A 25963-nucleotide genomic window follows, 5' to 3' on the forward strand; every position below is an offset into this window, starting at 1 on the left:
CATGATCTCGAAGTTCTTCATCGAGCGGCCGGTCCTCTCGAACGTCATCGCGCTCTTGATGATCCTGATCGGCGGCGTCGCGCTGTTCAATCTCGCCATCGCGCAATACCCTGACGTGGTGCCGCCGACCGTGCAGGTCACCACCCGCTATCCCGGCGCCAGCGCCAAGACCGTGATCGACACCGTCGCGCTGCCGATCGAGCAGCAGGTCAACGGCGTCGAGGACATGCTCTACATGCAGTCCTACAGCGGCTCCGACGGCACCTATACGCTGACCGTGACCTTCAAGATTGGCACCGACCTCAATTTCGCGCAGGTGCTGGTGCAGAACCGCGTCTCCAGCGCGTTGTCGCAACTGCCGAGCGCCGTGCAGAACCAGGGCGTCACCGTGCAGAAGCGGTCGACATCGATCCTGCTGTTCGTGACGCTGACCTCGCCCGACTCAAAGTTCGACAGCCTCTATTTGAGCAACTACGCCACGATCAACATCCGCGACGAGCTTTCGCGCCTGCCCGGCGTCGGAAACGTCACGGTGTTCGGTGCCGGCCAGTATTCAATGCGGGTCTGGCTCGATCCCAACAAGCTGCAGGTCCGGGGCCTGGTGCCGCAGGACGTCATCAACGCGATCCAGCAGCAGAGCCAGCAGGTCTCCGCCGGCCAGATCGGTGCGCCGCCGACGCCGCCAGGCCAGGCGTTCCAGTACACGCTCAACGTCAACGGACGGCTCGACGACACCAGCCAGTTCGAGAACATCATCGTCAAGACCGGCACCAGCGGCGACGTCACGCGCGTCCGCGACGTCGGCTGGGTTGAGCTCGGCGCGCAGACCTACAGCCAGATCTTCTCGCTCAACAAGCAGCCCGCCGTCGGCATCGGCGTGTTCCAGTCGCCAGGCGCCAACGCGCTCCAGGTCGAGCAGGCCGTCGAGAAAAAGATGGCAGACCTCGCCAAGCGATTCCCCGAAGGCATCAAGTACGACACGCCGTTCGACACCACCAAATTCGTCGAGGCCTCGGTGCACGAGGTCTACATGACGCTGATCGAGGCCGGCCTACTGGTGCTGGTCGTGATTCTTGTCTTCCTGCAGGACTGGCGCGCGATGCTGGTGCCGGCGACCACCGTGCCTGTCACCATCATCGGCGCCTTTGCCGCGATGGCGGCGCTCGGCTTCACCATCAACATGTCGACGCTGTTTGCGATCGTGCTGGCGATCGGCATCGTGGTCGACGACGCCATCGTCGTGGTGGAAGGCGCCGCCCACAACATCGAGCAGGGCATGAACGGCCACGACGCCGCGATCAAGGCGATGGACCAGCTGTTCGCACCGATCGTCGGCATCACCCTGGTGCTGATCTCGGTGTTCCTGCCGGCCTCGTTCCTCGCCGGGCTGACCGGACGCATCTATTCGCAGTTCGCGCTGGTGATCGCGGCGACCGCGCTGCTGTCCGCCATCAACGCGGCGACGCTGAAGCCCACGCAATGCGCGCTGTGGCTGCGGCCGACGGTGCCGCCGGAGCAGCGCAATTTCTTCTATCGCGGATTCAACGCGGTCTATGACAGGGTCGAGCGCGGCTATACAAGGCTGATCACCTTCCTGTGCCGGCACGCCACCATCTCCGTCGCGTTTGCGCTGCTGGTCATCGGAGCCAGCGGCTATGGCCTGTCGCGGGTGCCGACCGGCTTCCTGCCGATCGAGGACCAGGGCTATCTGATCGCCGCGATCCAGCTGCCCGACGGCGCCGCGCTGGAGCGGACCCAGAAGGTGCTCGACCGGGCCAGCGAGATCATCAAGGAGACACCCGGCGTTCAGCAGGTCATCACCATCGCCGGCATCTCCGCACTCGACAACAGCGCCAGTCTTGCCAATGCCGGCGTCGCCTACATCATCCTGAAGGATTGGGATGCACGCAAAGGGCCGGGCGAGGATCTGCGTTCGCTGGTCTATGGCCTCAACGACAAGCTCGCGACCATCATGGAGGCTCGCACCATCGTGCTGCCCCCGCCGCCGATCCAGGGCATCGGCAACGCCGCCGGATTCTCGATGCAGGTCGAGCTGCGCGACGGCAACAGCGATTTCGCCAAGCTGCAGGCGATCACGGGGGCGATGGTCGCGAACGGCCAGAGCCAAAGCGCGCTGCAGCGCGTGCAGTCCTCGTTCCGCTCGTCGGTGCCGCAGTTCAATGTCGAGATCGACCGCGTCAAGACCCAGACGCTGCACGTGACGACGGACCAGGTGTTCTCGGCGCTGTCGACCTATCTCGGCTCGTCCTATGTCAACCAGTTCAACAAGTTCGGCCGCGTATTCCAGGTCTACACCCAGGCCGATCCCGCCTTCCGCGTCACCGAGCGCGACATCGCCAACATGATGGTGCGCAATTCCAACGGCGACATGATCCCGATCGGCACCGTCGCCAAGATCACGCCGGCCACCGGTCCGTCGCTGATCAGCCTCTACAATCTCTATCCGTCCTCGACCGTGATCGGCCTGCCGGCGCAGGGCTATTCGTCCGGCCAGTCGCTGAAGCTGATGGAGGAGATCGCCGACAAGACGCTGCCGCCCGGCACCGGCTATGAATGGACCGCGATGTCCTATCAGGAGAAGGCGGTCTCGAACCAGATCTACTGGGTGTTCGGGCTCGCCATGCTGCTGGTCTATCTGGTGCTCGCCGGCCAGTACGAGAGCTGGTACGCGCCGATCTCGGTGATCCTCGCGGTGCCGCTGTCGCTGCTCGGGCCGATGCTGATCCTCTCCGGGCTCAAGATCGACAACAACCTGTATTGCCAGATCGGCCTGATCCTGCTGATCGCGCTGTCGGCCAAGAACGCCATCCTGATCGTCGAGGTCGGACTCGAACTGCACGGCCGCGACGGCAAGCCGGTGCTGGAGGCCGCGATCGAGGCGGCGCGTGCCCGCTTCCGGCCGATCCTGATGACCTCGTTCGCCTTCATCCTCGGCGTGGTGCCGCTGGTGCTCGCCACCGGCGCCGGCGCCAGCGCCCGCAAGTCGATCGGCATCACCGTGTTCTCGGGCATGCTGGCCTCGACCTGCCTCGCGGTGCTGTTCGTGCCGGCGTTCTTCGTGGTGGTGCAGAGGTTCGAGAACTGGCGGGCGAGCAGGAAGGCGGTGAAGGTGGTGGAGGTGAAGCCTTAGGCGCGATTGGAGGGGGCGAGCCCTCCGCGTGCTCGGTGTAACCTCTCCCGCTTGCGGGAGAGGGGGCGCGCTGCCCGCGCGGGCATAGCACGCCTCAACCCTGCTCCGCTCCCGCCTGCCGCGCTTCGCCGCTCGACACCAACAGCACCGAGACCTTCGACTGCCGCAGCACGGCGTCGGCGACGCCGCCGAAGGAGAGATGATCGCCCTGGATGCGGTCGACGCCCATGACGACGAGATCGACGTCGGTGGTGTCGATCTCGCGCAGGATCGCGGCCTCCGGCGCCCGGTTCACCCGCAGCGTGGTGGTGATGTCGACCTCGTAGCGGGCGGCGAGGTCGCTGGCGTCCTTGAGGATGCCTGCCTCCTGGCTGAGGTTGCGGGACGCGCCGCGCTGCGCGCCCTTGTCGCGCGTGGTCGCGACATAGATCACCCGCAGCGAGCCTGATCCTCCTTGCGCCAGCGCGACCGCGACCTCGGCGCCGCGCTTGGAGATGGCGCTGCCGGAGACCGGAACGAGGATGTTGAGCGCGTCGGGGTTCGGCTGCTTGAGGTGTTTGCCCTTGGCCGCGACGATCGCCAGCGGTCCCTCGAACTTCGCGGCGATGTCGTCGATCTTGCGGTCGAAGCGGTCCTTGCCGGTGATCACCTTGTCGATGCCGACAACGATGAGATCGAAGCCCTTGCGCGCCTCCTCGGTGATGGTCTCGCCGAGCTCCGTGCGCCGCGCACGCGTGACGATATCGACGCTGCCGGTGTCATCCTCTGTTTTGGCGGCCACCGCCTCGGCCGCCTTCTTCAGCACGGCTTCGTGGCTCTCCTCCGCGCCGCGGCCCTTCTCCTGCTCCTTCGCGTTTTTGCCGATATGCAGCACGGTGATAGGAAGGCCGCGCATGCCGGCGATCAGGCCCGCGATGTGAGCGGCAAAGGTGGCGTTGACGCTCTCGTCTACCGCCAGCAACGGGCGTTCGAGATTGGCGACGAAGCCGCGCTTCTCGAATTCCTCCCGCTCCAGCCGCTCCTTCTCCTCCTTGTTCATCGGCAGCCGCGCCAGCGCCGCACGCAGCATCGGCGGCATCGCCATCGTGGTCACGATAGCCATGGTGACGATCATCGTGAACAGGTTCTGGCTGAGCACACCGATGGACAGGCCGATGGTCGCGATGATCACCTCGGTCGAGCCGCGCGCGTTCATGCCGCTGGCGAGCGCCAGCGACTCCCGCCTGGTCAGGCCGCCCAAGGTACCGCCGACAAAGGCGCCGCCGAACTTGCCGACGCTGGCGATCACGACCAGAAGGCCGGTGAGCATCAGCAGATTGGGATCGCGCAGCACCGACAGATCGGCGGCAAGGCCGGCGAGACCGAAGAACACCGGCATGAAGAAGCTGGAGATCAACCCGCGCAAACGCTCGTCGATCTGCCGCGTCAGGATCGGGGACTCCCCGACCAGGATGCCGGCGACGAACGCGCCCAGAACGGTATGCACGCCGATGGCATGCGTGATCATCGCCATCGCGCACATCAGCAGCAGGATTACGGTGATGACGGGCGCCGTGCTGACGAGATTGTCGTTGGCCCAGCGGATGAGCTGGAACACCAGGCGGCGGCCGATCGTGAAACTGACGGCGAGGAAGGCGAGCGTGCCCAGCACCGCTTTCGCCACCGAAGCGATATCCAGCGTGCCGTGCGAGGCGAGGCTGAAGATGACGGCGATGATGACCCAGCCGATGGTGTCGTCGATGACGGCGGTCGCGACGATGATCTGGCCGACATTGCGGCGCATGAAATTCATCTCGCGTACCACCACCGCGACGATCTTCACGGAAGAAATCGACAGCGCGGTGCCCATGAACAGCGAGGCCACCAGTCGCGCTTGCGGATTGGGGAGCAGCGCATCGGGCAGAAACTCACCGAGCGCGAAGCCGCAGGCAAAGGGCACGAGGATGCCGGCGATCGAGATTGCGATCGCGGCCTTGCCGACCTTCTTCACCAGCTTGAGGTCGGTCTCCATGCCCGTGAGCAGCAGCAGAAGGAGGATGCCGACCTGAGCGATGCCGTCGATCATCGCCTTCTGCTCGGGCGTCTTCGGGAAGATCGCGGCTTGCGCCTCCGGCCAGATCCAGCCGAACAGCGACGGCCCCAGGATGATGCCGGCAAGCAGTTCGCCGATCACCGAGGGTTGGCCAATCCGCTGCATGATCTCGCCGAGACCCCGCCCCACAGCAATCAGCAGCACGATCTGCGCCACCAGCAGAAATTCGGACGGGCCGGACGACTTGCCCGTTTCAGCACCGGCCGCGATGGTGGTGAGCATAAGCGCCGCTAGGGCAAGCCCAGCCGGACGGAGCAGGCGCCATGGCATGCAGTGATTTCCCCCTCACCCCGATCTCGGGGACACCGAAACAGAACCCGCGACGGGTGGGACGGGTTCCATGCAGGGCGGCGGCGTGCAACAGCAAAATCGTGAAAACAACCCCATGCACAGTAGGGATGGGGTTGAAAAGGCTCGAGAAAATTTCGGCCTTGCCGAGGCGGTTTGCGTCGTCGAGGCTGGGCAAGAACTCGGCATTTTGGGGAGTTGATGTACGATTCCGTTCATGACGAATCGCACATTCAAGACCGGCGAGAGCCGAGAGCAACCCAGTCTGCTTCCTGCGCGAGTTGAGGACTATGTCGGGGCGGACAACCCGGTCCGGGCGATCGAGAGCTTCGTTGGCGTCCTCGACCTTGCCAAGCTCGGCTTTCGCCATGCTGATCGCAAGGCCGAAGGGGTCGGCCAGCCGCCTTACGATCCGGCCGATCTGCTGAAGCTGTACCTTTACGGCTACATCAACCAAATCAGGTCGTCGCGTCGGTTGGAGCGGGAAGCTGGCCGCAATCTGGAACTGATCTGGCTGCTGAAGGGATTGAAGCCAGGCTATCGGACGATCGCCAACTTCCGCAAGGAGAACTGGGCGGCTCTGAAGGCGGCCAACCGCAGCTTCGTGCTGCTGATGCGCGAGCTTGGTCTTGTCGGCGGCAGCGTTGCTGCGATTGACGGCTCGTTTTTCCATGGCGACGCCAGCAAGGCTAGTATCTTTACGCGCAAGAGGCTTGCCGATCAGATCGCAAAACTTGACCAGGAGATCGAGGCTTACGGCAAGTCCCTCGAGGACAATGATGCCGCGGAAGCCAAGAAGCCCGGCAAGGATGGGCCCGATGGTGGCAGCGCAGGTGGAGGTGACCTTGGCGCGAAGGTCGCGGCGCTGATGGCCAAGCGCTCGCGCGCACAAGCCGATCTTGCTCGGTTGGAAGAGAACGGCGAGACGCAATTGTCCCTGACCGATCCGGATGCCCGGCTTCTGGTCAAGAGCGGCCAAGGGGTCGCAGGCTATAACGTGCAGACCGCCGTCGACGACAAGCACAAGCTCATTGTCGCCAGCGAGGTGGTGAACGACAGCAGCGACGTCGGCCAGCTACATGCGATGGCCATGGCCGCAAAAGAAGCCCTTGAGGTCAAGGCCCTGCAGGTGCTGGCAGATGAGGGCTATTACAGCAGTCGCGAACTGAAGGCCTGTGAGGATGATGGCATCGTGGCCTATGTGCCGGTGCCGGAGGGCAACTCCCGGCTTGAGAAGCAAGGCCGCTTTGTCCTCAAGGACTTCAACTATGATGGCGTATCCGACACCTACCGTTGTCCCGCCGGCCAACTGCTACATCCGATGAAGAGCAGGCAGAAGAACACCAGTGGCCGCATCGAGATCCGCTACGCGGCGCGTGGGGCGATCTGCAGGACCTGTCCCCTCAAGGTCCGTTGCCTCGGCTCGAACGCGGCCTACCGGGCGATCGGTCGCTGGGAGCATGAAGACGTTCTTGAGCGTCATCGCGCACGGATGCAGGGCGCAGGCGAACTGATGCGCCGTCGTTCCGGCATCGTCGAGCATCCCTTCGGCACGCTCAAATGCCGTGCCGGCTATCGTCATTTCCTGGTCCGCGGATTCAACAAGGTTGGCGGCGAGTGGAGCTTGATGGCGCTCTGCTACAATTTCACCCGCGTGCTCAACATCCTCAGCTTCGACGCGTTCTTGGCCGCGCTCGCAAAGACGCTCGCTCCTCGCCGATGCCCCTTCGCAGCCCTCCTGCAGGGCATGAAGGTCGCTCTAGCGACGTTCTGGCGAATATTTCGGCCTCCGCTCGCAACTCCCCGGTGCGCTACCGCCTAGGACGGCCAACGACCAATTCTTGCCCAGCCTCGTCGGGCAAAACAGGGGTAGAGTTTCATGATCGGCGGCGTGCGTGACGTGCCGCTCCGTCTCCGGTCATTCCATGGCGTCGCGCAGCGACGGACCCGCTCCATTTCTCCGCAGTCTCTGCCGCCCGATGGAATCCGGGTTCGCGCTTACGCGCGCCCCGGAATGACGGGACCTCATACCGGCTGCGGCGTACGGATCTCGCGGGGCAGGATGATGGCGGCTGCGATGGCCAGCAGGCAGAGCGCGGCGAAGGCGTGCAGCATCGTGACGAAGCCGCCCTGCTCGTAGAGCCAGGCGACCAGGCTGACCGAGGCGCCCGCCGCGGTGAAGCCGATGAAATAGCGCACCGCATAGGCGCGCGAGCGCCACTCCTCGCTGGTGTATTTGCCGACCATGGCGTCATTGACCGTAACCTGCCCGAACGCGCCCATGACGATGCCGATCGAGACCAGGATCAGCGGCAGATTGTTCAGGCTGGCGGCCAGATACAGGAACGGCGCCAGCATGAAGGACAGCGGCAGCGCCACCGTCTTGAGCGAGTAACGGTCGAGCAAGCGGCCGATCGTGTACTGCGTCATCGCACCGAACACGTAGACACAGGCCGCGATGACCCCCAGCAGCGCCGGGCTCCTGGTCAGATCCGCCAGCCGCTCCGCAAACAGCTTCGGCAGGGCCACGGTGACGGCGTTGAACGTCGTGGAGATCGCGATCACCACGATCAGCAGCGACAGCACCACGCGCCACATGTCCTGCTTTGCCACCCGCGCCTGCGCCGCCGCCTGCTTCGAACCCTTGCGGTCTTCGTGCACGACCAGCATCGCAAAGGCGATGCCGATCAGGATGGTAACGATGCCGGGCACGATGAAGGCGAAACGCCAGCCGAAATACTGGCCGATCACGCCTGTCACCAGCGCCGAGGAGGCCACGCCGAGATTGCCCCAGACACCGTTGATGCCCATCTCGCGGCCGAGCCGGTCGGCATAGGACACGATCATGGCGGTGCCGACGGGATGGTAGATGGAGGCGAAGATGCCGATCGCGAGCAGCGCTGCGCCGAGTTGTGCCGGGGTCTGCACGAAGCCGACCGAGATCATGGACGCTCCGATGCCGACGAAGAAGATCAGCATCATGTGGCGGCGGCTCCAGCGGTCACCGAGCCAGCCGGTGAGCAGCGAGCCCGCCCCGAAAGCCACGAAGCCGGGCGTCGCATAAGGCAAAAGTTCCGAATAGGCCATGCCGAGCGCCGGCCCCATGATGATGACGGCCGCGGCGAAGATCAGCATCGCATAATGGTCGATGAAATGGCCTGCGTTGACGAAACCGATCACCCGGCTGGGGCTGTTCATTTCCCGAATCCTCTCCTGCTCCGAAATGAGTTATATCTCCTCCCCATGACGGGATGCTGCCAATGACTGTCTTGGAAAGGCCAATCTTGGAAACGCCAACCCTGCGGGAGGTCCGGAGCAACCACCGCTCGCCCGCGGGCGTCCACCTGGTTGCGCGCGACTATCCGAGAGGTTTGCGGATCGATCCGCATTTGCACCGCGAGGCGCAGCTGATCTATGCGGCCAGGGGCACCATGCAGGTGACGACGCCCGGCGGCCGCTGGCTGGTGCCGCCGGACCGCGCCGTGTGGGTGCCCGCCGGGCTCGAGCACGCCATCGACCTGCTCGCCGACATCGAGATGCGCACGCTGTATTTCGACCTGTCCTGGCTGAAGCGCGAGCAGCGCTACGACGGCCTGACCCGGGAATTCGTGGTGCGGGTGTCGCCGCTGCTCAACCAGGCGATCCTCGCGCTGTTCGACGCGCGCAACACCGAAGAGCGCACCGAGCTCTTGGTGCGGCTCGTGATGCTGGAATTGCACCAGGCCGAGGATTCCGCGACCTTCGTGCCGCTGCCGCACGAGCCGCGCTGCCGCCGCGCCGCCATGATCGTGCTCGACGATCCCACCGGCCTGCACGACATCGACACGCTGGCGCGCGAGGTCGGCACCTCCGCGCGGACGCTGTCGCGGCTGTTCTCGACCGAGACCCAGCTGAGCTTCAAGAGCTGGTGCCAGCGTGCGCGGATTGCCGCCGCGATCCAGCGCCTGTCGACGGATGCCGGCGTGTCGGTCAAGCAGCTCGCGACCCAACTCGGTTATGCCAGCGTGCCGGCGTTCTCGGCCGCGTTCCGTCAGGTGACGGGGCGGACGCCGACGGAGTTTGCGGGGAAGGGGTAGCCCTCCACGACATTGCGAGCACAGGTCTCGTAGCAACCATTAAGGTTCTCCCGATTTTCCGCAAGCATGACGCCGGGCTTGCAGCCGTCAAGGTGTGGCCTGGCGGCAGCGAGTTTGACGCGGGGCGTTCGCGACGGCCAACCTTGACGGCCGCGGCGCACGGCGTCGTCCAGGCGGAAGGTCGGGACGAAGAAACGGCCGCCTGATCGAACAAAGAAACGCGATCAGGTGGCGGGCAGCTTGGCAGTTTGAGGCGCTTCGGCGATCCACGGAGTTCCGCGGGCGACCACGGCGTTGATCGTGACGAGCAACTTTCTGGCGCAAGCGACCAGCGCGCATTTATGAGATTTTCCGGCGGCGATCAGCCTTGTATAGAGAGCCTTCATCTGCGGGTTCCATCGGGAGGATGCCGGAAGAGCCGCGTTGTAGAGCGCCCAACGCAGCCGCTCACGGCCACCTTTGATGTGACGGGCACCGGATCGTTCGCCGCTATCGTCGTCGTAAGGCGCCAGTCCACTGAGAGCTGAGGCCCGTTCGCGTGTGATGTTGCCGATCTCGGGCATCCTGATCAGGACGGCAGCCGCGGTCGGCAGACCGCAGCCGGCGACGCTGTAGATCAGATCGAGCCGTGCGGCGAGATCAGGATGCTTGCGGATCGCCGCCAGCAGCGCCTTGAACTCGGCTCGTTTGGACTTTGCCAACAGCGCGATCTGCGCCTTCCAAACCCCTTGAATCCGCTTGTCGCGGCAACTCTCGAGCCGGTTCTTCAGCCTTGCGATGTCTTCCGTGATCTGATCGATCATGGTCAGATGCTCGGCAAAGGGCTGCAACCGCGGATCCGGTGCAGGATGGATCGTCTTGACCGCGGCAGTGCACGTCGCGATCAGCGCCGCGTCGATCCTGTCGTTCTTAGCCAGCAGCAGACGGAACGTGGCATAGGCGCGGACCTGCTTCGGCTGAAACAGCACGACGACGAAACGCTTGCGCCGCAGCTCCGCAACGACCGCCTGCTCGTAGCCTCCACTTGCCTCGATCCCGACCCTCTTTACCTTGCGGCACTTCAACCACTCCACCAGCGCCTGGTGACCTCTTGCCGTGTTGTCGACCCGCAACTGCTCAGAGTTGCCATCGATCGCCACGTCGAGCTTGCGTTTGCCGGTATCGATCCCGGCACAGATCGTGTTACGCTTGGCCATCTTCCTCGACCCTCCCTTGTTATGCGAACCTGAAGTTCGTTCAACCATGCGGGTCCCGATGAAGTGCCGACCGCGATCTTGCTACGAAACGCAGCCCTCAAGGCTTCGGTGGGCATCGATCCGATCGATCGGCGGCCCAGCCAGGGTGGCCACCCGGGCTGGGCCATTCCTCACGGAACGGCGCCAATCCTATACCGATGCGCTAATACAAGGGTGGGCAAAGCGGAAGCGTGCCCACGACCTCCTTCGCTACTGTCAGAGATCGTGGGCACGGCGCTTTGCACCTTTGCCCACCCTACGGGAGCTTGCCCCGGGTGAGCACGCCCAACCCCATCAACACCCACGCCCAACATGCCGCCATTCTCGAAACGCACGGCCCGACTAAAGTTGCCGCATTCCTCCGCTGGATTGTGATCGGCTTCCGCCCAAATCCCGTGTAAACTTCCGCAACGCACAAACCCGATCCGAAAGTCCCGATGGCCAACGCCTTCTTCTCCGACCTGCTCGCCACCATCTCCGATCGCGGCCGCACGCTGCTTCGTCGCGGCGATTCCGCCGACACCAAAAGGGATGCCGATGGGCTGATCGAGCTCTGCGATGCGCTGCTGTCGGGCCGCGGCGAGGCATCGGGCATTGCCATCGCGCGTGATGTGCTCGACATTTACCAGGGACTGGATGCGGCAGGGCGCCGCGCCTTTTTCGAAGGCCTCGTGCGCGATTTCGGGCCGGACCGGGAACGCCTGTCAAAGGCGATCGAGAAGTGGCGCGACAAGCCGAGCGACGAGGACGCAAGCTCGCTGCATTTCGCCTCGGAGCCGCGGCGGCAGGAACTGATCCGCCGGCTCAACCGCGCGCCCGGCGGCACCGGCGATCTCGTCGCCATGCGCGCCGACCTGCTCGGCATGATGAAAGGCCACACCGATTTCGCCGCGCTCGATCGGGACGTCTCGCATCTGCTGTCTTCGTGGTTCAACAGGGGGTTTCTCGTGCTGCGCCGGATTGACTGGTCGACCCCGGCCAACATCCTCGAAAAGATCATCCGCTACGAAGCGGTTCATGAGATCAGCGACTGGGACGATTTGCGCCGCCGCCTCGATCCGGTCGATCGCCGCTGCTATGCCTTCTTCCATCCCGCCATGGTCGACGAGCCCCTGATCTTCGTCGAGGTGGCGCTGACCGAGACGATCCCCGGCGCGATTCAACCGCTGCTCGCGGTCGATCGCCAGCACCTGCCGATCGAGCGCGCCCGCACCGCGGTGTTCTATTCGATCTCCAACACCCAGCGCGGGCTCGGCGGCATCTCGTTCGGCAGCTTCCTGATCAAGCAGGTGGTCGAGGAGTTGCGCCGTGAACTGGCGAAGCTTGACACCTTCGTGACGCTGTCGCCGGTGCCGGGCTTCATGCAGTGGGTGAAGCAGGACAAAGACCTGCCGCTGACGGACGAGGATCGCGAGGTTCTGAAGCGCCTCGACGATCCCAAATGGTTCGAGAACCCCGAGACGACCACGTTGCTGCGCGCTGTGATCGAGCCGCTTGCGGCGCATTACTTCCTGAAGGCGCGCACGCCGAAGGGCAAACTGATCGATTCCGTCGCCCGCTTCCATCTCGGCAACGGCGCCCGGCTTGAACGCATCAACTGGCTCGGTGACCTCTCGCCGAAGGGCGTGCGCGAGTCGGCCGGCGTCATGGTCAACTATCTCTACCGCCTCGACGACATCGAGAAGAACCACGAGGCCTACGCCAACGACGGCGAGGTCGTGGCGTCGAGCGCAGTAAAAAAGCTGCTAAAGAGCGAAGGGCGACGGTTGCTGGATATGCGGTTGTCGTAAGCCTCATACTCAGTCGTCGTCCCGGATCGGCGCGCGCTTAAGGCGCGCTTGTCCGCGACAACAGCGAGTGCGGAGCGGCCGTCCGCCCCTTACTCCGCCAGCGCCTTCATTTCCTTGTAGAGATCGGACTTGCCTTCGAAGCCGATGCCGGGGAGATCAGGCATGATGATGTGGCCGCTCTCGACGCGCACGCCGTCGGGGAAGCCGCCGTAGGGCTGGAACAAATCGGGATAGCTCTCGTTGCCGCCGAGCCCCAGGCCGGCGGCGATGTTGAGCGACATCTGGTGGCCGCCGTGGGGGATGCAGCGGCTGGGAGACCAGCCGTGGGTCTTCAGCACTTCCAGCGTGCGCTGGTATTCGCACAGGCCATAGGACAGCGCGCAGTCGAATTGCAGCCAGTCGCGGTCGGGGCGCATGCCGCCGTAGCGGATCAGATTGCGGGTATCCTGGTGGCTGAACAGGTTTTCGCCTGTGGCCATCGGGCCCGGATAGAATTCGGCGAGCGCGGCCTGCAGCGCGTAGTCGAGGGGATCGCCGACCTCCTCGTACCAGAACAAAGGATAGTCGCGCAGCATCTTGGCGTAGGCGATGCCGGTCTCGAGATTGAAGCGGCCGTTGGCGTCGACCGCGAGCTGCGCGTCGTTGCCGATCTCCTTCAGCACCGCCTCGATGCGGGCGCGATCGTCTTCGATCGACGCGCCGCCGATCTTCATCTTGACGACGTTGTAGCCGCGATCGAGATAGCCGCGCATCTCGGCGCGCAGCATCGAGAGATCCTTGCCGGGATAGTAATAGCCGCCGGCGGCGTAGACGAACACGCGCGGATTGGCTTTGACGCCGTGACGTTCGGCGAGCAAACGAAACAGCGGCTTGCCCGCGATCTTCGCCACGGCGTCCCACACCGCCATGTCGATGGTGCCGACCGCAACCGAGCGCTCGCCGTGGCCGCCCGGCTTCTCGTTGGTCATCATCGCGCCCCAGACCTTGTCGGGGTCGAGATTGTCGCCGGCGGCATTCAAGAGCGACTTCGGATTGGCGTCCGTGATGCGCGAAGCAAAGCGCTCGCGGATCAGGCCGCCCTGCCCGTAGCGGCCGTTGGAATTGAAGCCGTAGCCGACGACGCGCTTGCCGTCGCGCACGACGTCGGTGACGACCGCAACCAGGCTCGTCGTCATCTTGGTGAAGTCGATATAGGCGTTGCGGATCGGCGATGAGATCGGCTTGGTGATCTCGCGGACGTCGACGATGCGGACGGACATGTTCTCTCTTCCTGGCTAGCTCTCTCCGCTCGTCATGGCCGGGCTTGACGACTGACTACCGAGCGACGGGCAGGCTTACTTCTTGTCCCTGAAATACGGCTCCACGGGACCATGCACCTTGATGGTCAGCGGGTTGCCGTGGCGGTCCTTGGCGGTTCCTGCGGTGACGCGGACCCAGCCTTCGCTGATGCAGTACTCTTCGACATTGGTCTTCTCGACGCCCTTGAAGCGGATGCCGACGTCGCGCGCCAGAATGTCCGCGTTGTAAAAGGGGCTGTTCGGATCGACCGACAGGCGGTCCGGAAATTCGTCGCTCATGATTGTCTCGCTCATAACAGGGTCTCGATTTGATGGCGCAATCCTTCGGGCCGTGCGGTCGGTGCGTAGCGCGCGATCACCTTTCCGGCACGGTCCACCAGGAATTTGGTGAAATTCCATTTGATGGAGGCGCCCAGCAGGCCAGATTGCTGGCGTTTCAGGTACTCATACAGAGGGTGCGCATGGGCGCCGTTGACGTCGATCTTCTCGAACAGGGGAAAGGTGACGTCGTAATTGGTCGAGCAGAACGCCTGGATCTCGCTTGCCGGCCCAGGCTCCTGCGCGCCGAACTGGTTGCAGGGAAAACCGAGCACGGAGAAGCCCCGCGGCGAGAGATCGCGATGCAGATCCTCCAGACCACGATATTGCGGCGTGAAGCCGCATTTGCTCGCGGTGTTGACGATCAGCAGCACCTGCCCCTCGAAACGTTTCAGGGCGACCTCCTCGCCGGCCAGCGAGTTGGCCTTGAAGTCGTAGATGGCGGACATCGCTAGCCCACGGGATCGATCGGCGACGGCGGCACGCCGCCGGCCTCGATCGCTTCGCCCGCGAGCAGGCAGAGATCCTCGCGATAGCGGCCGGAGACGATATGCACCCCGACCGGCGCCTTGCCGACCAGACCGGTGGAGACCACGAGGCCCGGCAGACCCATGAAGGGAATCGCGATCTGCGGCAGCTGCGCTTCCCAGACCCGCTTGAAGGACTCGTCGTCCTTGCGGTCGAGATGATCGGGGAACGGCAGCTCGCCGGACACCGGCGTCAGCACGACGGCGTATTTTTCAAAGAACAGCATCCAGTCGCGGGTCAGCGTGGCTCTACGGGTCAGCGCCTTGGCGTAATTGGCCTGATCCATCGGCGTGACCCTGGCGCGGTTGCCGCGCAGGCACGCCAGCGCACCGGGATCGCCCTCGCGCTCGGCCATCTCCAGCTGGGCCTCATAGCCGTCGCCGAGCCAGAGCTTGATCTGCCACTCGACGGCTTCGCGCATCGACGGCGTGTTTTCGATCGTCTCGACCGTCCAGCCGGCACGCTCGAGCCGCTTGCCGGCATCGATCACCGCCGCCTTCACTTCGGGCGTGGTGGCAAGGCCGTCCGGATTGAGGCAGAGCGCGGCGCGCTTGTCCCGCGCGGGGCCTTCGAGCGGCACCGGTACGAACCAGGGGTCGCGGATGTCGCGGGCCGACATCGCGGCCAGCGAAATCCTGATGTCGTTGACGGTGCGCGCCAGCGGGCCCGAGACGGCCATGATCTGCGGTCCGATCGGACGCTCCGGCAGCGCCGGATTGAAGGCGGGGATGCGGCCGAGCGTCGGGCGAAGGCCGTGCACACCGCAGGCATAGGCGGGGTAGCGGATCGAGCCGGCAATGTCGGTGCCATGGGCGATATGGCCGATGCCGGCCGCGACCGCCGAACCGGCGCCGCCGGAGGAGCCACCCGGGGTCAGCGAAGCATCGCGCGGGTTCTTGGTGTCGCCATGGACCAGATTGGTCGTGAACCAGCGATAGGAGAAGGCGGGGCAATTGGTGCGCCCAAGGAGAATCGCACCAGCCTTGCGGAAATTGGCGACCACCGGATTGTCCTCGCGCGCGATCAGGTCGCGCTGGAGCTTCAGGCCGTTGGTGGTGGCAAAACCCTCCTGGTCGACATTGGCCTTGATGGTGACGGGCACGCCGGCGAGCACGCCGGGGTCCTCACCTCGCGCAATGGCGGCATCGACGGCGTCGGCCTGCTTGAGCACGTCCTCCGGCCGGTGGTCGATCACCGCGTTGAGCTTGGGATTGACGGCATCGAGCCGGGCGAGCCCGGCCTTGGCCGCCTCCATGGCGGACACTTTTTTGGACTTGACGAGGGTGGCGAGGTCGGCCGCCGACAGGCGCCAGAGATCTTGCATGGCTTGCTCCGTGTAACCGGCGTCTTTTAGCGCCGGGAACGCGGCAAAGCCATGCGGATTTCGCGGGGGCGAAGGAAGGGGTGGGCTCGAAATTGATTGCTGGATCGAGCAGCAAGCTCGGTAACCTCTCCCGCTTGCGGGAGAGGTCGCGCCGAAGGCGCGGGTGAGGGTTTTCTTCTCTTGGGGGTTCTCGCGTGCGGAGACACCCTCTCCCCAGCCCTCCCCCGCAAGCGGGGGAGGGAGCGCATCTCGCGCGCCTCTAATGCCGCGTCGCGGACTTGTCGGGGATGTCCAGCAGGGCCTCGGTGAAGGGGAACTCCAGCACGATCTCGCCTTCGCCGTCAGTCACCTCGATCACGGCGTCCAACAGGGCGCGCTGGGTGCCCTCGGACTTCACCACCTCCAGGATCATCTGGCGCGCGACCTCCCAGGCATGGTCGGGGTTGCGCAGTTCCTCGCCTTCGGGATCCACGATCAATTCGTCGTCGATACGGGTGTTGAAGAAATATCTGGGCATCATCGAGATCCAGTTGGGTCGCCTGTACCGGAATGAAAGCTGCACTGCACTCACAAGTGCTTTATCAGGACAGGGTTCGGGACCGAATGCGCCGGGCGCAAGGCAGTGCCTCAGAAGTGGTGTTCCCAAGGTCATATTTCGCAGCGCAACATGGTCTTCTCGGGAAAATTTCACTGGCGAACTTCTCAGCGCGCACTAACTTAACGGGTGGGCGGATACGTCCGAATTCGCGAAAATGGAGTGCCAAAAATGGCCTGGAAAGCCCCGAAGATCGTCGAAGTGCCCTGCGGCATGGAAATCAACATGTATGTGAGCGCCACCCGCAAGTAAGCGGTTGGTGAGTTTGCGTTCTGCGCAGGTGGATCTTTCGGCCCGAGTTCTTTCGTTAGGATTCTTTCGGTCACGATAGGTTTCCGGAAGACAAGGACTGTGTCGGCCTGAGATCCACCTGGCGACGTTGCTTCCAGGAGACGGGTCATGCTTCGCGTCGTCGTCCTGGGCGCCGCAGCCGGCGGCGGAGTGCCGCAATGGAATTGCGGCTGCGAGGGCTGCCGGGCGGCCCGTGCGAACGGTCACGAACTCCAGAGAACCCAGGCCTCGGTCGCCTTCAGCGGCGACGGCGAGCACTGGTTCCTGATCAACGCCTCCCCGGATCTGCGCCAGCAATTGAATGCCACGCCGCAATTGCACCCCAAGGCCGGGGCGCTGCGCCATACGCCCGTCGCGGGCGTGATCCTGACCAACAGCGAAGTGGATGCGGTGGCCGGCCTATTGTCGATGCGCGAGAGCTCGCCGTTCACGATCTACGCGCACGACAAGGTGCTGGCGATCCTTGCCAGCAACAGCATCTTCAACGTGCTGAACGAGAAGCACGTGCGGCGCCAGCCGATCGGCATCAATGAGCCGTTCGAGCCGCGCCTCTCCGACGGTGCGCGCTCCGGACTGGAAGTCCTGCCCTTCGCCGTCTCGGGCAAGTCGGCCTGGTATCTGGAAGGCAAGGCGCATCCCGGCGGCGAGACCGGCGACGGCGACACGCTGGGCCTGAAGATCACCGACAAGGCGACCGGCAAATGTTTCTACTTCATCGCCGCCTGCGCCGAGGTGACTGACGCGCTCAAGGCCGAGATCGACGGCGCTTCGCTAGTGTTCTTCGATGGCACGGTTTGGCAGGACGACGAGATGATCAAGGCCGGGTTAGGCCACAAGACCGGCAGGAGCATGGGACACGTCGCCATGTCCGGGCAGGACGGCGCCATCGCACGGCTGGCCGACCTTAGTATCGACAGGAAGGTATTTCTGCATATCAATAACTCGAACCCGGCGCTGCTGCCTGCCTCGTCCGAGCGCAAGGCCGCCGAGGCGGCGGGCTGGCAGATACCGGCGGATGGAACGGAGATCGTGCTGTGAATGCGGCCTCAATGACTGGAATGACTGCGCTCTCGATCGGCAAGGATATCAAGCTCAACTCGGCCGAGGAGCTCGAGGCGGCGCTGCGCCATATCGGCGCGACGCGCTATCACAGCCTGCACCCCTTCCATAAGCTGCTGCATGGCGGCAAGCTCAACAAGGGCCAGGTGCAGGCCTGGGCGCTGAACCGCTATTATTATCAGAGCACGATCCCGATCAAGGACGCGGTGGTGATCTCGCGCTTCCGCGACCGCGCCACGCGCCTCGAATGGCGCCACCGCATCGAGGACCATGACGGCGATGTCGGCAGCGAGGGCGGCATCGAGCGCTGGATCAAGCTGACCGACGGCCTCGGCCTCGACACGGCTTACGTGGAATCCACCGAAGGCATCCTGCCCGCAACGCGCTTCGCGGTCGAAGCCTATGTCCATTATTGCCGCGAGAAGTCGCCGCTGGAGGCGATCGCCTCGTCGCTGACCGAATTGTTCGCTCCGAACCTGCACGAAGAGCGCATCGCCGGCATGCTGGAGCATTACGACTTCGTCAACCCCGACATCATGAGCTACTTCAAGCGCCGCCTCACCCAGGCGCCACGCGACGCCAATTTCGCGCTCGACTATGTCCGGACACATGCACGGACGCCGGAAGAGCGCGCCTCGGTCTGCAACGCGCTGATCTTCAAGACCAACGTGCTGTGGGTGCAGTTGGATGCGCTCCAGCACGCCTATGTCGAGGGCAATATTCCGCCGGGCGCGTTCGTGCCCAAAGCGAACTAATAAGGCGGGCTGAAGAGGAACTGGAATGGCCGGGCCGCGGAACATCAGCGTCAGCGAGACGAGCCGCCCGGTGCTGCCGCGGCATGCCAAGCTCAAATATGACGAGACGCGGAAAGTCTGGGTGATCCTGGCGCCGGAACGCGTGCTGGCGCCGGACGAGATCGCGGTCGAGGTCTTGCAACTCTGCAACGGCGAGCGCAATGTCGGCGACATTGCCGATGAGCTGGCGGCAAAATACGCCGCGCCGCGCGAGGCGATCCTCGCCGATGTCGTCGTCATGCTGCAGGAACTCGCCGACAAGGGCTTTCTCACGGAAGCCCGGGAGAAGACGTCATGAGCGATGTTCTCGGCAATCCCGTGATCCCCACTGACGCCAGCGACAGCCTCGCGGTGCTGGAGAAGAGCCGCTCCACGGCGGAGACCTTCGGCATTCCGCTGGCCGTGCTGCTCGAGATCACCCACCGCTGCCCGCTGCAATGCCCCTATTGCTCCAATCCGGTCGAGCTCGATCGCTCCGGCAAGGAGCTGACCACCGATGAATGGAAGAAGGTGCTGAGCGAGCTCGCCGAGATCGGCGTGCTGCAGGTGCATTTCTCCGGCGGCGAGCCGACGGCGCGCAAGGACCTCGTCGACCTCGTCAGGCATGCCAGCGACGTCGGGCTCTACACCAACCTCATCACTTCGGCCGTGTTGCTGACGCGCGAGAAGCTGAGCGAACTCGCCGATGCCGGACTCTGCCATGTGCAGATCTCTTTCCAGGGCATCGAGGAAAGCCTCGCCGATCGCGTTGCCGGCTACAAGGGCGGCCACCGCAAGAAGCTCGAGGTCGCAAAATGGACGCGCGAGCTCGATCTGCCGCTCACCGTGAACGCGGTGATGCATCGCCAGAATTTGCATCAGCTGCCTGATATCATCCAGATGTCTGTCGATCTCGACGCCGACCGGCTCGAGGTGGCCAATGTCCAGTACTACGGCTGGGCGCTGAAGAATCGCGCCGCGCTGATGCCGACGGTGGCGCAACTCGACGAGTGCACTGAAATCGTCGAGGCCGCGCGCGAGCGACTGAAGGGCCGGCTGACGATCGACTACGTCGTCCCCGACTATTACGCGCTGCGGCCGAAGAAGTGCATGGGCGGCTGGGGTCGGCAGTTCTTCAACATCTCGCCGGCCGGCAAGGTGCTGCCCTGCCACGCCGCCGAGAGCATCACCGGGCTCGACTTCTTGTCGGTGCGCTCCAATCATTCGATCGCCTGGATCTGGCAGAACTCCGAGGCCTTCAACCGCTATCGCGGCACCGGCTGGATGAAGGAGCCGTGCAAGTCCTGCGAATTCCGCGAGATCGATTTCGGCGGCTGCCGCTGCCAGGCCTTCGCGCTGACGGGCGATGCCGCCAACACCGACCCCGCCTGCGCGCTGTCGCCGCTGCACGAGACCATCTTCAAGCAGGCGGAAGCCGAGGCCGAGGGCGAGACCAACCGCTTCCTCTATCGCAATTTCGCCGGCGGCACCCTGGAATCCGAGAATGGCGCCTGACGCCGACGCAGGCCCAGCGACCAGGCGTGCCGATCCCTTTGCGCCCCTGACCTCCGACATGCTCGACGTCGGCGACGGCCATGAGCTCTATGTCGAGAGCGTCGGCCGCAGCGACGGCCTTCCCGCGGTCTATCTGCATGGCGGGCCCGGCAGCGGCTGTCAGCCCGACCACCGCCGGCTGTTCGAGCCCGAGCGGATGCATGCGGTGCTGTTCGACCAGCGCGGCTGCGGCCGCAGCCGGCCGAAGGGATCGCGCGAGCACAACACCACGGCGCACCTGATCGCGGACATGGAAAAGATCCGCGAAAAGTTCGGCTTCGAACGCTGGATGGTGGTCGGCGGCTCCTGGGGCGCGACGCTGGCGCTGGCGTATGCGCAGGCGCATCCCGAGCGCGTCTCCGGCATTGCGCTCCGCGCGACCTTTCTGGGCACGCGGGCGGAGGTCGATACGGCCTTCACGGAGCGGCTGCCGCAATTCTATCCCGCGCTCTCCGAGGATTTTCTGAGCGTGCTGCCGCCCGAGGAACGCGCGCATCCAGTGGAAGCCTATTATCGCCGCATCCTCGATGCCGATCCGGCCGTTCACGGAGCGGCGGCCCGCGCCTGGCACGACATCGAGCGTGCCTTGTCGGAGCACAAGCCGGCGAAGACGCGGCTGGACCTGGCGTCGCTGAACGTCTGGCGCACGCTGCCGGCGACGCCGTTCATGGAGGCGCATTACTTCATCAACGACAGCTTCATGAGCGAAGGCCAGCTGCTGCGGAACGCGGACCGGCTCGCCGGCATTCCCGGCATTATCGTGCAGGGCCGCTACGACCTGTTGTGCCCTCCCGAGACGTCGCACGCGCTCGCTAAAGCGTGGCCGGGTTCCGAGATTCGGATCGTGGAAGAAGCCGGACATTCGCTCTATGATGCCGGCGTGCGAGACGCGGTGATGAAGTCGATCGCAGATCTCGCGTCGAAGGCCGCGCGTTAATGCGCGAAAGAAGGACAACAAGAAAATGCCGCTCGCCGGGAAAGGCATGCTGCTCACGTCGATGAACATCGACGCAGCCGATGAGGCCGATTTCAACCGCTGGTACGATCGCGAGCATCTGGAAGAGCGCGTCGCGATCGACGGCTTTCTCGAAGCGCGGCGCTATGTCGCGCATGCCGCCAACCCAAAATATCTCTCGCTGTACTCCACCGCGACGCTCGACGTGCTCGACAGTCCCGCTTACCGGGCGCGGCTCGCCAATCAGACCGAATGGTCGCGCCGGAGCATGGCGCATTTCAAGGACATGCTGCGCGTGGTCGCGCGCATCACCATCAGCAATGGCACCGGTCGCGGCGGTGCGCTCGGCGTGGTGCGCCTGCGCCCGACGCCCGACGATGCAGGCGCATGGCGTGATGCACTGCAAGAAAAGCTGGCGCCGGAGCAGGGCGACGGCATCATCTCCATGCATCTGCTGGAGAGCGAGCCCGAATTGTCCGGCGCGACCGCGGACATTCCAGCGGTGCGCAACGAAGGCGCGCGCGACTGGTTCGTGCTGATCGACGGCACACATGTCGGCGCGGTCTCGGCCGTGATCGCCGAACGCTTCACCGGCCCTGCTGCATCACCCTTCCCGCTGCCCGTCTCGGTCGGCACTTACAGCCTGATGTGGGACCTCGCGAAGAGCGACATCGCGCGCGGCTGACGCGCTCGCACGCATCGCAGCATATTGCACCGCACCCGCATCGCGCGCAGCCGTTAATGCTGTGCGCGCTTGGCTCCCATGAAAGCGGGAAGGCGCGAAACTTTGCCTTTGTACTTCGGAAAGGTTCTAATAAGCTAACCCAATGACGTCATTCACGAACCAGATCGAAGCGCGTTAAGCGCTCGCCTAGCTCAACAAAAGAGGCCGCCGGGTCCTTGAGCCTGCGCGGACAGGGTAGGAATGAAACCGACCGATATCGCGGCCCCCGACTACTTTCACAAAGTGGTCGATTGCCAATGGGCCTGTCCAGCGCACACTCCCGTTCCCGAATACATCCGACTGATCGCACAGGGCCGCTATAGCGATGCCTATATGATCAATTGGAAATCGAACGTGTTTCCCGGAATTCTGGGACGCACATGCGATCGTCCTTGCGAGCCGGCGTGCCGCCGCGGACGCGTGGAGGAAACGCCGGTCGCGATCTGCCGGCTCAAGCGCGTTGCCGCCGATTTCAAGGACGACATCACGCAGCGCCTGCCGCGCCCATCGGCGAAGAACGGCAAGCGCGTCGCCTTCGTTGGCGGCGGTCCCGCCTCGCTGACGGTGGCGCGCGATCTCGCCCCACTCGGCTATCACTGCACCGTGTTCGATGCCGATCCCCGGGCCGGCGGCATGATGCGCTCGCAGATCCCGAAATTCCGCCTGCCCGATTCGGTGATCGACGAGGAGACCGGCTACATCCTGGGTCTCGGCGTCGAGTTCAAAGGCGGGCACCGTATCGAGAGCATGAAGGGGCTGCTCGCGGAGAAATACGACGCGATCTTCGTCGGCACCGGCGCGCCGCGTGGCCGCGAGCTCGACATTCCCGGCCGGAAGGAGGCCGCTGCCAACATCCACATCGGCATCGACTGGCTGTCATCGGTCTCGTTCGGCCACACCGACAAGATCGGCAAGCGCGTCATCGTGCTCGGCGGCGGCAACACCGCGATGGATTGCTGCCGCACCGCCCGCCGGCTCGGCGGTGAAGATGTCAAGGTGATCGTGCGGTCCGGCTTCGAGGAGATGAAGGCCTCGCCTTGGGAGAAGGAAGACGCACTCCACGAGGACATTCCGATCCTCAACTTCCTCGTTCCCGTTGCCTTCGTTCACGACAATGGCAAGCTCACCGGCATCACCTTCCAGAAGGTGAAGGCCGAATACGACGCCAAGGGCCGCCGCAACCTCGTGCCATCCGGCGAGCCGGACCAGACCATCGCATGCGACGACGTGCTGGTCGCGGTCGGCCAGGAGAATGCCTTCCCCTGGATCGAGCAGGATTGCGGCATCGAGTTCGACAAATGGCATATGCCCAAGGTCGATCCGAAGACCTTCGTCTCGACCAACCCAAAAGTGTTCTTCGGCGGCGACGCCGCGTTCGGGCCGAAGAACATCATCTGGGCGGTCGCGCAGGGCCATGATGCCGCGCTGTCGATCCACAAGATGCTCTCTGGCGAGGACATCACCGAGCGACCGCTGCCGGAGGTGCATGTCTCGTCGCAGAAGATGGGCATCCACGAATGGAGCTATGACAACGACATCTCCAACGACAAGCGCTTCAAGGTGCCGCATCGCGACAAGGTGATCGCGCTGAAGGACATCCGCACCGAAGTCGAGCTCGGCTACGACGTCAAGCTCGCGCTCGGCGAAGCCGAGCGCTGCCTGAACTGCGACGTCCAGACCGTGTTCTCGACCTCGCTTTGCATCGAGTGCGACGCCTGCGTCGACATCTGCCCGATGGACTGCATCACCTTCACGGGCAACGGCGAGGAAGCCGATCTGCGCCAGCGGCTGAAGGCGCCCTCGCTGCATCCTGACCAGGACCTTTACGTCTCCAGCGACCTCAAGACCGGGCGCGTGATGGTGAAGGACGAGGATGTCTGCCTGCATTGCGGGCTGTGCGCCGAACGCTGTCCCACCGGAGCCTGGGACATGCAGAAATATCTCATCGAAATGACTCAAGCGGGATCATCATGTCCGACAAAAAGCCGCTCAGCAGCGTAAACGACTTCGTCGTTCGTTTCGCCAACGTCAACGGCTCGGGCTCGGCCAGCGCCAACGAGATGTTCGCGCGCGCGATCCTGCGCCATGGCGTGCCGGTCTCCCCCCGAAACATCTTCCCCTCCAACATCCAGGGCCTGCCGACCTGGTACGAGGTGCGCGTGACCGAAGACGGCCATCTCGGCGCCCGCGGCGGCGTCGACATGATGGTGGCGATGAATCCGCAGACCTGGGACAAGGACGTCGCCGGCATCGAGCCCGGCGGCTATCTGTTCTACGATTCCACCAAGCCGATGCCGTCGACCAAATTTCGCGACGACATCACCGTGATCGGCGTTCCGCTGACCGCGATCACCAACTCGACCTACACCGATCCGCGCCAGCGCCAGCTGTTCAAGAACATCATCTATCTCGGCGCGCTCTCCGCGCTGCTGGACATGGACCCGAAGCTGATCGAGCAGCTGATTGGCGAGCAGTACAAGGGCAAGGAGAAGCTGCTCTCCTCCAACGTCCACGCGCTGCATCTCGGCCGTGACTGGGCGCTGCAGAATCTAAAGTGCCCGATCGGCCTGCGCGTGAAGAAGTCCGACAAGGTCGGCGACCGCATCTTCATCGAAGGCAACAGCGCCGCCGCGCTTGGCGCCGTCTATGGCGGCGCGACCGTATGCGCCTGGTATCCGATCACACCATCCTCGTCGGTGGCGGAGGCTTTCACCGCGCATTGCAAGAAATTCCGGCACGATCCTGAGACCGGCAAGGCGAAATACGCGATCGTACAGGGCGAGGACGAGCTCGCTTCCATCGGTATCGTCATTGGCGCCTCCTGGAACGGCGCCCGCGCCTTCACCGCGACATCGGGCCCCGGCATCTCCCTGATGACCGAGTTCATCGGCCTCTCATATTTCGCCGAGATCCCGGCCGTGATCATGAACATCCAGCGCGCCGGCCCTTCCACGGGCATGCCGACCCGCACCCAGCAATGCGACATCATCGCCTGCGCCTATGCCTCGCACGGCGACACCAAGCATGTGCTGCTGTTCCCTGAAGATCCCGCTGAGGCCTTCGAGTTCGCAGCCGCCGCGTTCGATCTTGCCGAACGGCTGCAGACCACGATCTTCCTGATGCTCGACCTCGACATCGGCATGAACCACCGGCTCAGCCGCCCGCTGAAATGGGACGATGCCAAGCAGTATGACCGCGGCAAGGTGATGACCGCGGAGATGCTGGACGAGGGCCGGGACTTCGGCCGCTATCTCGACGTCGACGGCGACGGCATTCCCTACCGCACCTATCCCGGCACGCATCCGACCAAGGGCTCGTACTTCACGCGTGGCACCTCACGCGACCGCTATGCGCGCTACTCCGAGGAAGGCTCGGTCTACGCCGACAACATGCAGCGCCTGATGCGCAAGTTCGAGACCGCGCAGGACCTAGTGCCGCGGCCGCTGCAGGCCAATGCGGAACGGCCGACCAAATATGGCGTGATCTATTTCGGCTCGACCTCGCCTGCGATGGACGAGGCGGTCGCCCTTCTGGAAGCGCGCGGGCATCAGCTCGACCGCCTGCGCATCCGCGCCTTCCCGTTCCATTCGAGCGTCGCAAGCTTCCTCGCCGAGCACGATTTTGTCTACGTCGTCGAGCAGAACCGCGACAGCCAGCTCCGCCAGCTGATCGTCAACGAGAACGGCATCGATCCTGTCCGCCTCGTTCCGATCGTGCATTACGACGGCTCGCCGATCACCGCCCGCTTCATCGCAAAAGCCATTGGCGACCACCAGGATCACCTCAAGGTGACCCCGCTCCGCAAGGCCGTGTCATGATTTACACGTTGCTCTCTCCGTCGTCATGCCCGGACTTGATCCGGGCATCCACGCCTTTCTTTTTCTTGGCCAAGACCTGGATGGCCGGGTCAAG

Annotated in this window: 22 protein-coding genes; 14 read left to right on the top strand and 8 right to left on the bottom strand. The window is 64.2% G+C overall.

Annotation, left to right across the window (positions count from 1 at the left end; genetic code table 11):
* Position 1 precedes the first annotated feature (1 nt).
* Complete coding sequence (locus tag IVB24_RS33020) at positions 2 to 3151, top strand: multidrug efflux RND transporter permease subunit (protein WP_247770522.1); 3150 nt, start codon at positions 2 to 4, stop codon at positions 3149 to 3151.
* A gap of 94 nt (positions 3152 to 3245) precedes the next feature.
* Here IVB24_RS33020 and IVB24_RS33025 read toward each other — a convergent pair whose 3' ends face one another.
* On the bottom strand, positions 3246 to 5513 hold the full coding sequence (locus IVB24_RS33025; RefSeq protein WP_247770523.1) for a cation:proton antiporter: 2268 nt from the start codon (positions 5511 to 5513) through the stop codon (positions 3246 to 3248).
* A gap of 70 nt (positions 5514 to 5583) precedes the next feature.
* On the opposite strand from IVB24_RS33025, the gene IVB24_RS33030 reads away from it, so the two are divergent.
* Together IVB24_RS33030 and IVB24_RS33035 are read left to right on the top strand one after the other, a co-directional pair.
* Positions 5584 to 5733, top strand: a complete 150-nt coding sequence (locus IVB24_RS33030; protein WP_247770524.1) for a hypothetical protein — start codon at positions 5584 to 5586, stop codon at positions 5731 to 5733.
* A gap of 15 nt (positions 5734 to 5748) precedes the next feature.
* Positions 5749 to 7353, top strand: a complete 1605-nt coding sequence (locus IVB24_RS33035; protein WP_247769570.1) for an IS1182 family transposase — start codon at positions 5749 to 5751, stop codon at positions 7351 to 7353.
* Positions 7354 to 7556: 203 nt separating this feature from the next.
* Here the strand turns inward: IVB24_RS33035 and IVB24_RS33040 are convergent, their stop codons facing one another.
* Complete coding sequence (locus tag IVB24_RS33040; protein WP_247770525.1) at positions 7557 to 8729, bottom strand: MFS transporter; 1173 nt, start codon at positions 8727 to 8729, stop codon at positions 7557 to 7559.
* 53 nt (positions 8730 to 8782) lie between these two features.
* Between IVB24_RS33040 and IVB24_RS33045 the strand changes: the two genes are divergently transcribed.
* The gene (locus IVB24_RS33045) at positions 8783 to 9607 is read left to right on the top strand and encodes a helix-turn-helix transcriptional regulator (RefSeq protein ID WP_247770526.1); all 825 of its coding nucleotides are present in this window, start codon (positions 8783 to 8785) and stop codon (positions 9605 to 9607) included.
* 224 nt (positions 9608 to 9831) lie between these two features.
* Here IVB24_RS33045 and IVB24_RS33050 read toward each other — a convergent pair whose 3' ends face one another.
* Entirely contained in the window at positions 9832 to 10803 is a 972-nt protein-coding gene (locus IVB24_RS33050; RefSeq protein WP_247768358.1) for an IS110 family transposase, read from the bottom strand.
* A gap of 476 nt (positions 10804 to 11279) precedes the next feature.
* Here IVB24_RS33050 and IVB24_RS33055 point away from each other — a divergent pair, with 476 nt between their 5' ends.
* Positions 11280 to 12632, top strand: coding sequence for a malonyl-CoA decarboxylase (locus IVB24_RS33055; RefSeq protein ID WP_247770527.1), 1353 nt, complete (start codon positions 11280 to 11282; stop codon positions 12630 to 12632).
* An 89-nt stretch (positions 12633 to 12721) separates the two neighbouring features.
* Here IVB24_RS33055 and tarD read toward each other — a convergent pair whose 3' ends face one another.
* The 5 genes from tarD to IVB24_RS33080 all read right to left on the bottom strand — a co-directional run bounded on the left by tarD (position 12722) and on the right by IVB24_RS33080 (position 16617).
* Positions 12722 to 13891, bottom strand: a complete 1170-nt coding sequence (tarD, locus tag IVB24_RS33060; RefSeq protein WP_247770528.1) for a D(-)-tartrate dehydratase — start codon at positions 13889 to 13891, stop codon at positions 12722 to 12724.
* Between the two features lie 75 nt (positions 13892 to 13966).
* Positions 13967 to 14224, bottom strand: a complete 258-nt coding sequence (locus IVB24_RS33065) for a DUF3297 family protein (protein WP_094977232.1) — start codon at positions 14222 to 14224, stop codon at positions 13967 to 13969.
* The gene (locus tag IVB24_RS33070) at positions 14221 to 14697 is read right to left on the bottom strand and encodes a glutathione peroxidase (protein ID WP_247770529.1); all 477 of its coding nucleotides are present in this window, start codon (positions 14695 to 14697) and stop codon (positions 14221 to 14223) included. Before IVB24_RS33070 ends, IVB24_RS33065 begins: the two co-directional genes overlap by 4 nt.
* A 2-nt stretch (positions 14698 to 14699) precedes the next feature.
* On the bottom strand, positions 14700 to 16100 hold the full coding sequence (locus IVB24_RS33075; RefSeq protein WP_247770530.1) for an amidase family protein: 1401 nt from the start codon (positions 16098 to 16100) through the stop codon (positions 14700 to 14702).
* A 259-nt stretch (positions 16101 to 16359) separates the two neighbouring features.
* On the bottom strand, positions 16360 to 16617 hold the full coding sequence (locus tag IVB24_RS33080) for a hypothetical protein (RefSeq protein WP_162406756.1): 258 nt from the start codon (positions 16615 to 16617) through the stop codon (positions 16360 to 16362).
* A gap of 249 nt (positions 16618 to 16866) precedes the next feature.
* On the opposite strand from IVB24_RS33080, the gene pqqA reads away from it, so the two are divergent.
* The 9 genes from pqqA (at position 16867) to IVB24_RS33125 (ending at position 25869) form a co-directional block, all read left to right on the top strand.
* Positions 16867 to 16947: a pyrroloquinoline quinone precursor peptide PqqA gene (gene pqqA, locus IVB24_RS33085; RefSeq protein ID WP_007595659.1), complete on the top strand. Its 81-nt coding sequence runs from the start codon at positions 16867 to 16869 to the stop codon at positions 16945 to 16947.
* A 147-nt stretch (positions 16948 to 17094) separates the two neighbouring features.
* Positions 17095 to 18024 carry a pyrroloquinoline quinone biosynthesis protein PqqB gene (gene pqqB / locus IVB24_RS33090; protein WP_094977228.1) on the top strand — a complete coding sequence of 310 codons (930 nt, stop codon included), beginning with the start codon at positions 17095 to 17097 and terminating at the stop codon, positions 18022 to 18024.
* Positions 18021 to 18800, top strand: a complete 780-nt coding sequence (gene pqqC / locus IVB24_RS33095) for a pyrroloquinoline-quinone synthase PqqC (RefSeq protein WP_247770531.1) — start codon at positions 18021 to 18023, stop codon at positions 18798 to 18800. Before pqqB ends, pqqC begins: the two co-directional genes overlap by 4 nt.
* A gap of 25 nt (positions 18801 to 18825) precedes the next feature.
* A complete protein-coding gene (pqqD, locus tag IVB24_RS33100) occupies positions 18826 to 19137 on the top strand; it encodes a pyrroloquinoline quinone biosynthesis peptide chaperone PqqD (protein ID WP_247770532.1) in 312 nt (103 codons plus the stop codon).
* Positions 19134 to 20333 (top strand): pyrroloquinoline quinone biosynthesis protein PqqE, encoded by a 1200-nt coding sequence (gene pqqE / locus IVB24_RS33105; protein ID WP_247770533.1) that lies wholly within the window; start codon positions 19134 to 19136, stop codon positions 20331 to 20333. Before pqqD ends, pqqE begins: the two co-directional genes overlap by 4 nt.
* Entirely contained in the window at positions 20323 to 21309 is a 987-nt protein-coding gene (pip, locus tag IVB24_RS33110) for a prolyl aminopeptidase (protein WP_247770534.1), read from the top strand. Before pqqE ends, pip begins: the two co-directional genes overlap by 11 nt.
* Positions 21310 to 21334: 25 nt before the next feature.
* Positions 21335 to 22012 carry a DUF4286 family protein gene (locus tag IVB24_RS33115; protein WP_247770535.1) on the top strand — a complete coding sequence of 226 codons (678 nt, stop codon included), beginning with the start codon at positions 21335 to 21337 and terminating at the stop codon, positions 22010 to 22012.
* Between the two features lie 240 nt (positions 22013 to 22252).
* On the top strand, positions 22253 to 24052 hold the full coding sequence (locus IVB24_RS33120) for an FAD-dependent oxidoreductase (protein ID WP_247770536.1): 1800 nt from the start codon (positions 22253 to 22255) through the stop codon (positions 24050 to 24052).
* Positions 24022 to 25869 (top strand): 2-oxoacid:acceptor oxidoreductase subunit alpha, encoded by a 1848-nt coding sequence (locus IVB24_RS33125; RefSeq protein WP_162308711.1) that lies wholly within the window; start codon positions 24022 to 24024, stop codon positions 25867 to 25869. Before IVB24_RS33120 ends, IVB24_RS33125 begins: the two co-directional genes overlap by 31 nt.
* The last annotated feature ends 94 nt before the right edge of the window (positions 25870 to 25963 follow it).

It is taken from the genome of Bradyrhizobium sp. 192, from assembly GCF_023100965.1.
Lineage (GTDB): Bacteria > Pseudomonadota > Alphaproteobacteria > Rhizobiales > Xanthobacteraceae > Bradyrhizobium > Bradyrhizobium symbiodeficiens.

Bases quoted from the DNA above. Each gene is read 5' to 3' on its own strand.
- IVB24_RS33020 (WP_247770522.1), top strand. From the start codon at position 2: ATGATCTCGAAGTTCTTCATCGAGCGGCCGGTCCTCTCGAACGTCATC.
- IVB24_RS33025 (WP_247770523.1), bottom strand. From the start codon at position 5,513: ATGCCATGGCGCCTGCTCCGTCCGGCTGGGCTTGCCCTAGCGGCGCTT.
- IVB24_RS33030 (WP_247770524.1), top strand. From the start codon at position 5,584: ATGCAGGGCGGCGGCGTGCAACAGCAAAATCGTGAAAACAACCCCATG.
- IVB24_RS33035 (WP_247769570.1), top strand. From the start codon at position 5,749: ATGACGAATCGCACATTCAAGACCGGCGAGAGCCGAGAGCAACCCAGT.
- IVB24_RS33040 (WP_247770525.1), bottom strand. From the start codon at position 8,729: ATGAACAGCCCCAGCCGGGTGATCGGTTTCGTCAACGCAGGCCATTTC.
- IVB24_RS33045 (WP_247770526.1), top strand. From the start codon at position 8,783: ATGCTGCCAATGACTGTCTTGGAAAGGCCAATCTTGGAAACGCCAACC.
- IVB24_RS33050 (WP_247768358.1), bottom strand. From the start codon at position 10,803: ATGGCCAAGCGTAACACGATCTGTGCCGGGATCGATACCGGCAAACGC.
- IVB24_RS33055 (WP_247770527.1), top strand. From the start codon at position 11,280: ATGGCCAACGCCTTCTTCTCCGACCTGCTCGCCACCATCTCCGATCGC.
- tarD (WP_247770528.1), bottom strand. From the start codon at position 13,891: ATGTCCGTCCGCATCGTCGACGTCCGCGAGATCACCAAGCCGATCTCA.
- IVB24_RS33065 (WP_094977232.1), bottom strand. From the start codon at position 14,224: ATGAGCGAGACAATCATGAGCGACGAATTTCCGGACCGCCTGTCGGTC.
- IVB24_RS33070 (WP_247770529.1), bottom strand. From the start codon at position 14,697: ATGTCCGCCATCTACGACTTCAAGGCCAACTCGCTGGCCGGCGAGGAG.
- IVB24_RS33075 (WP_247770530.1), bottom strand. From the start codon at position 16,100: ATGCAAGATCTCTGGCGCCTGTCGGCGGCCGACCTCGCCACCCTCGTC.
- IVB24_RS33080 (WP_162406756.1), bottom strand. From the start codon at position 16,617: ATGCCCAGATATTTCTTCAACACCCGTATCGACGACGAATTGATCGTG.
- pqqA (WP_007595659.1), top strand. From the start codon at position 16,867: ATGGCCTGGAAAGCCCCGAAGATCGTCGAAGTGCCCTGCGGCATGGAA.
- pqqB (WP_094977228.1), top strand. From the start codon at position 17,095: ATGCTTCGCGTCGTCGTCCTGGGCGCCGCAGCCGGCGGCGGAGTGCCG.
- pqqD (WP_247770532.1), top strand. From the start codon at position 18,826: ATGGCCGGGCCGCGGAACATCAGCGTCAGCGAGACGAGCCGCCCGGTG.
- pqqE (WP_247770533.1), top strand. From the start codon at position 19,134: ATGAGCGATGTTCTCGGCAATCCCGTGATCCCCACTGACGCCAGCGAC.
- pip (WP_247770534.1), top strand. From the start codon at position 20,323: ATGGCGCCTGACGCCGACGCAGGCCCAGCGACCAGGCGTGCCGATCCC.
- IVB24_RS33115 (WP_247770535.1), top strand. From the start codon at position 21,335: ATGCCGCTCGCCGGGAAAGGCATGCTGCTCACGTCGATGAACATCGAC.
- IVB24_RS33120 (WP_247770536.1), top strand. From the start codon at position 22,253: ATGAAACCGACCGATATCGCGGCCCCCGACTACTTTCACAAAGTGGTC.
- IVB24_RS33125 (WP_162308711.1), top strand. From the start codon at position 24,022: ATGTCCGACAAAAAGCCGCTCAGCAGCGTAAACGACTTCGTCGTTCGT.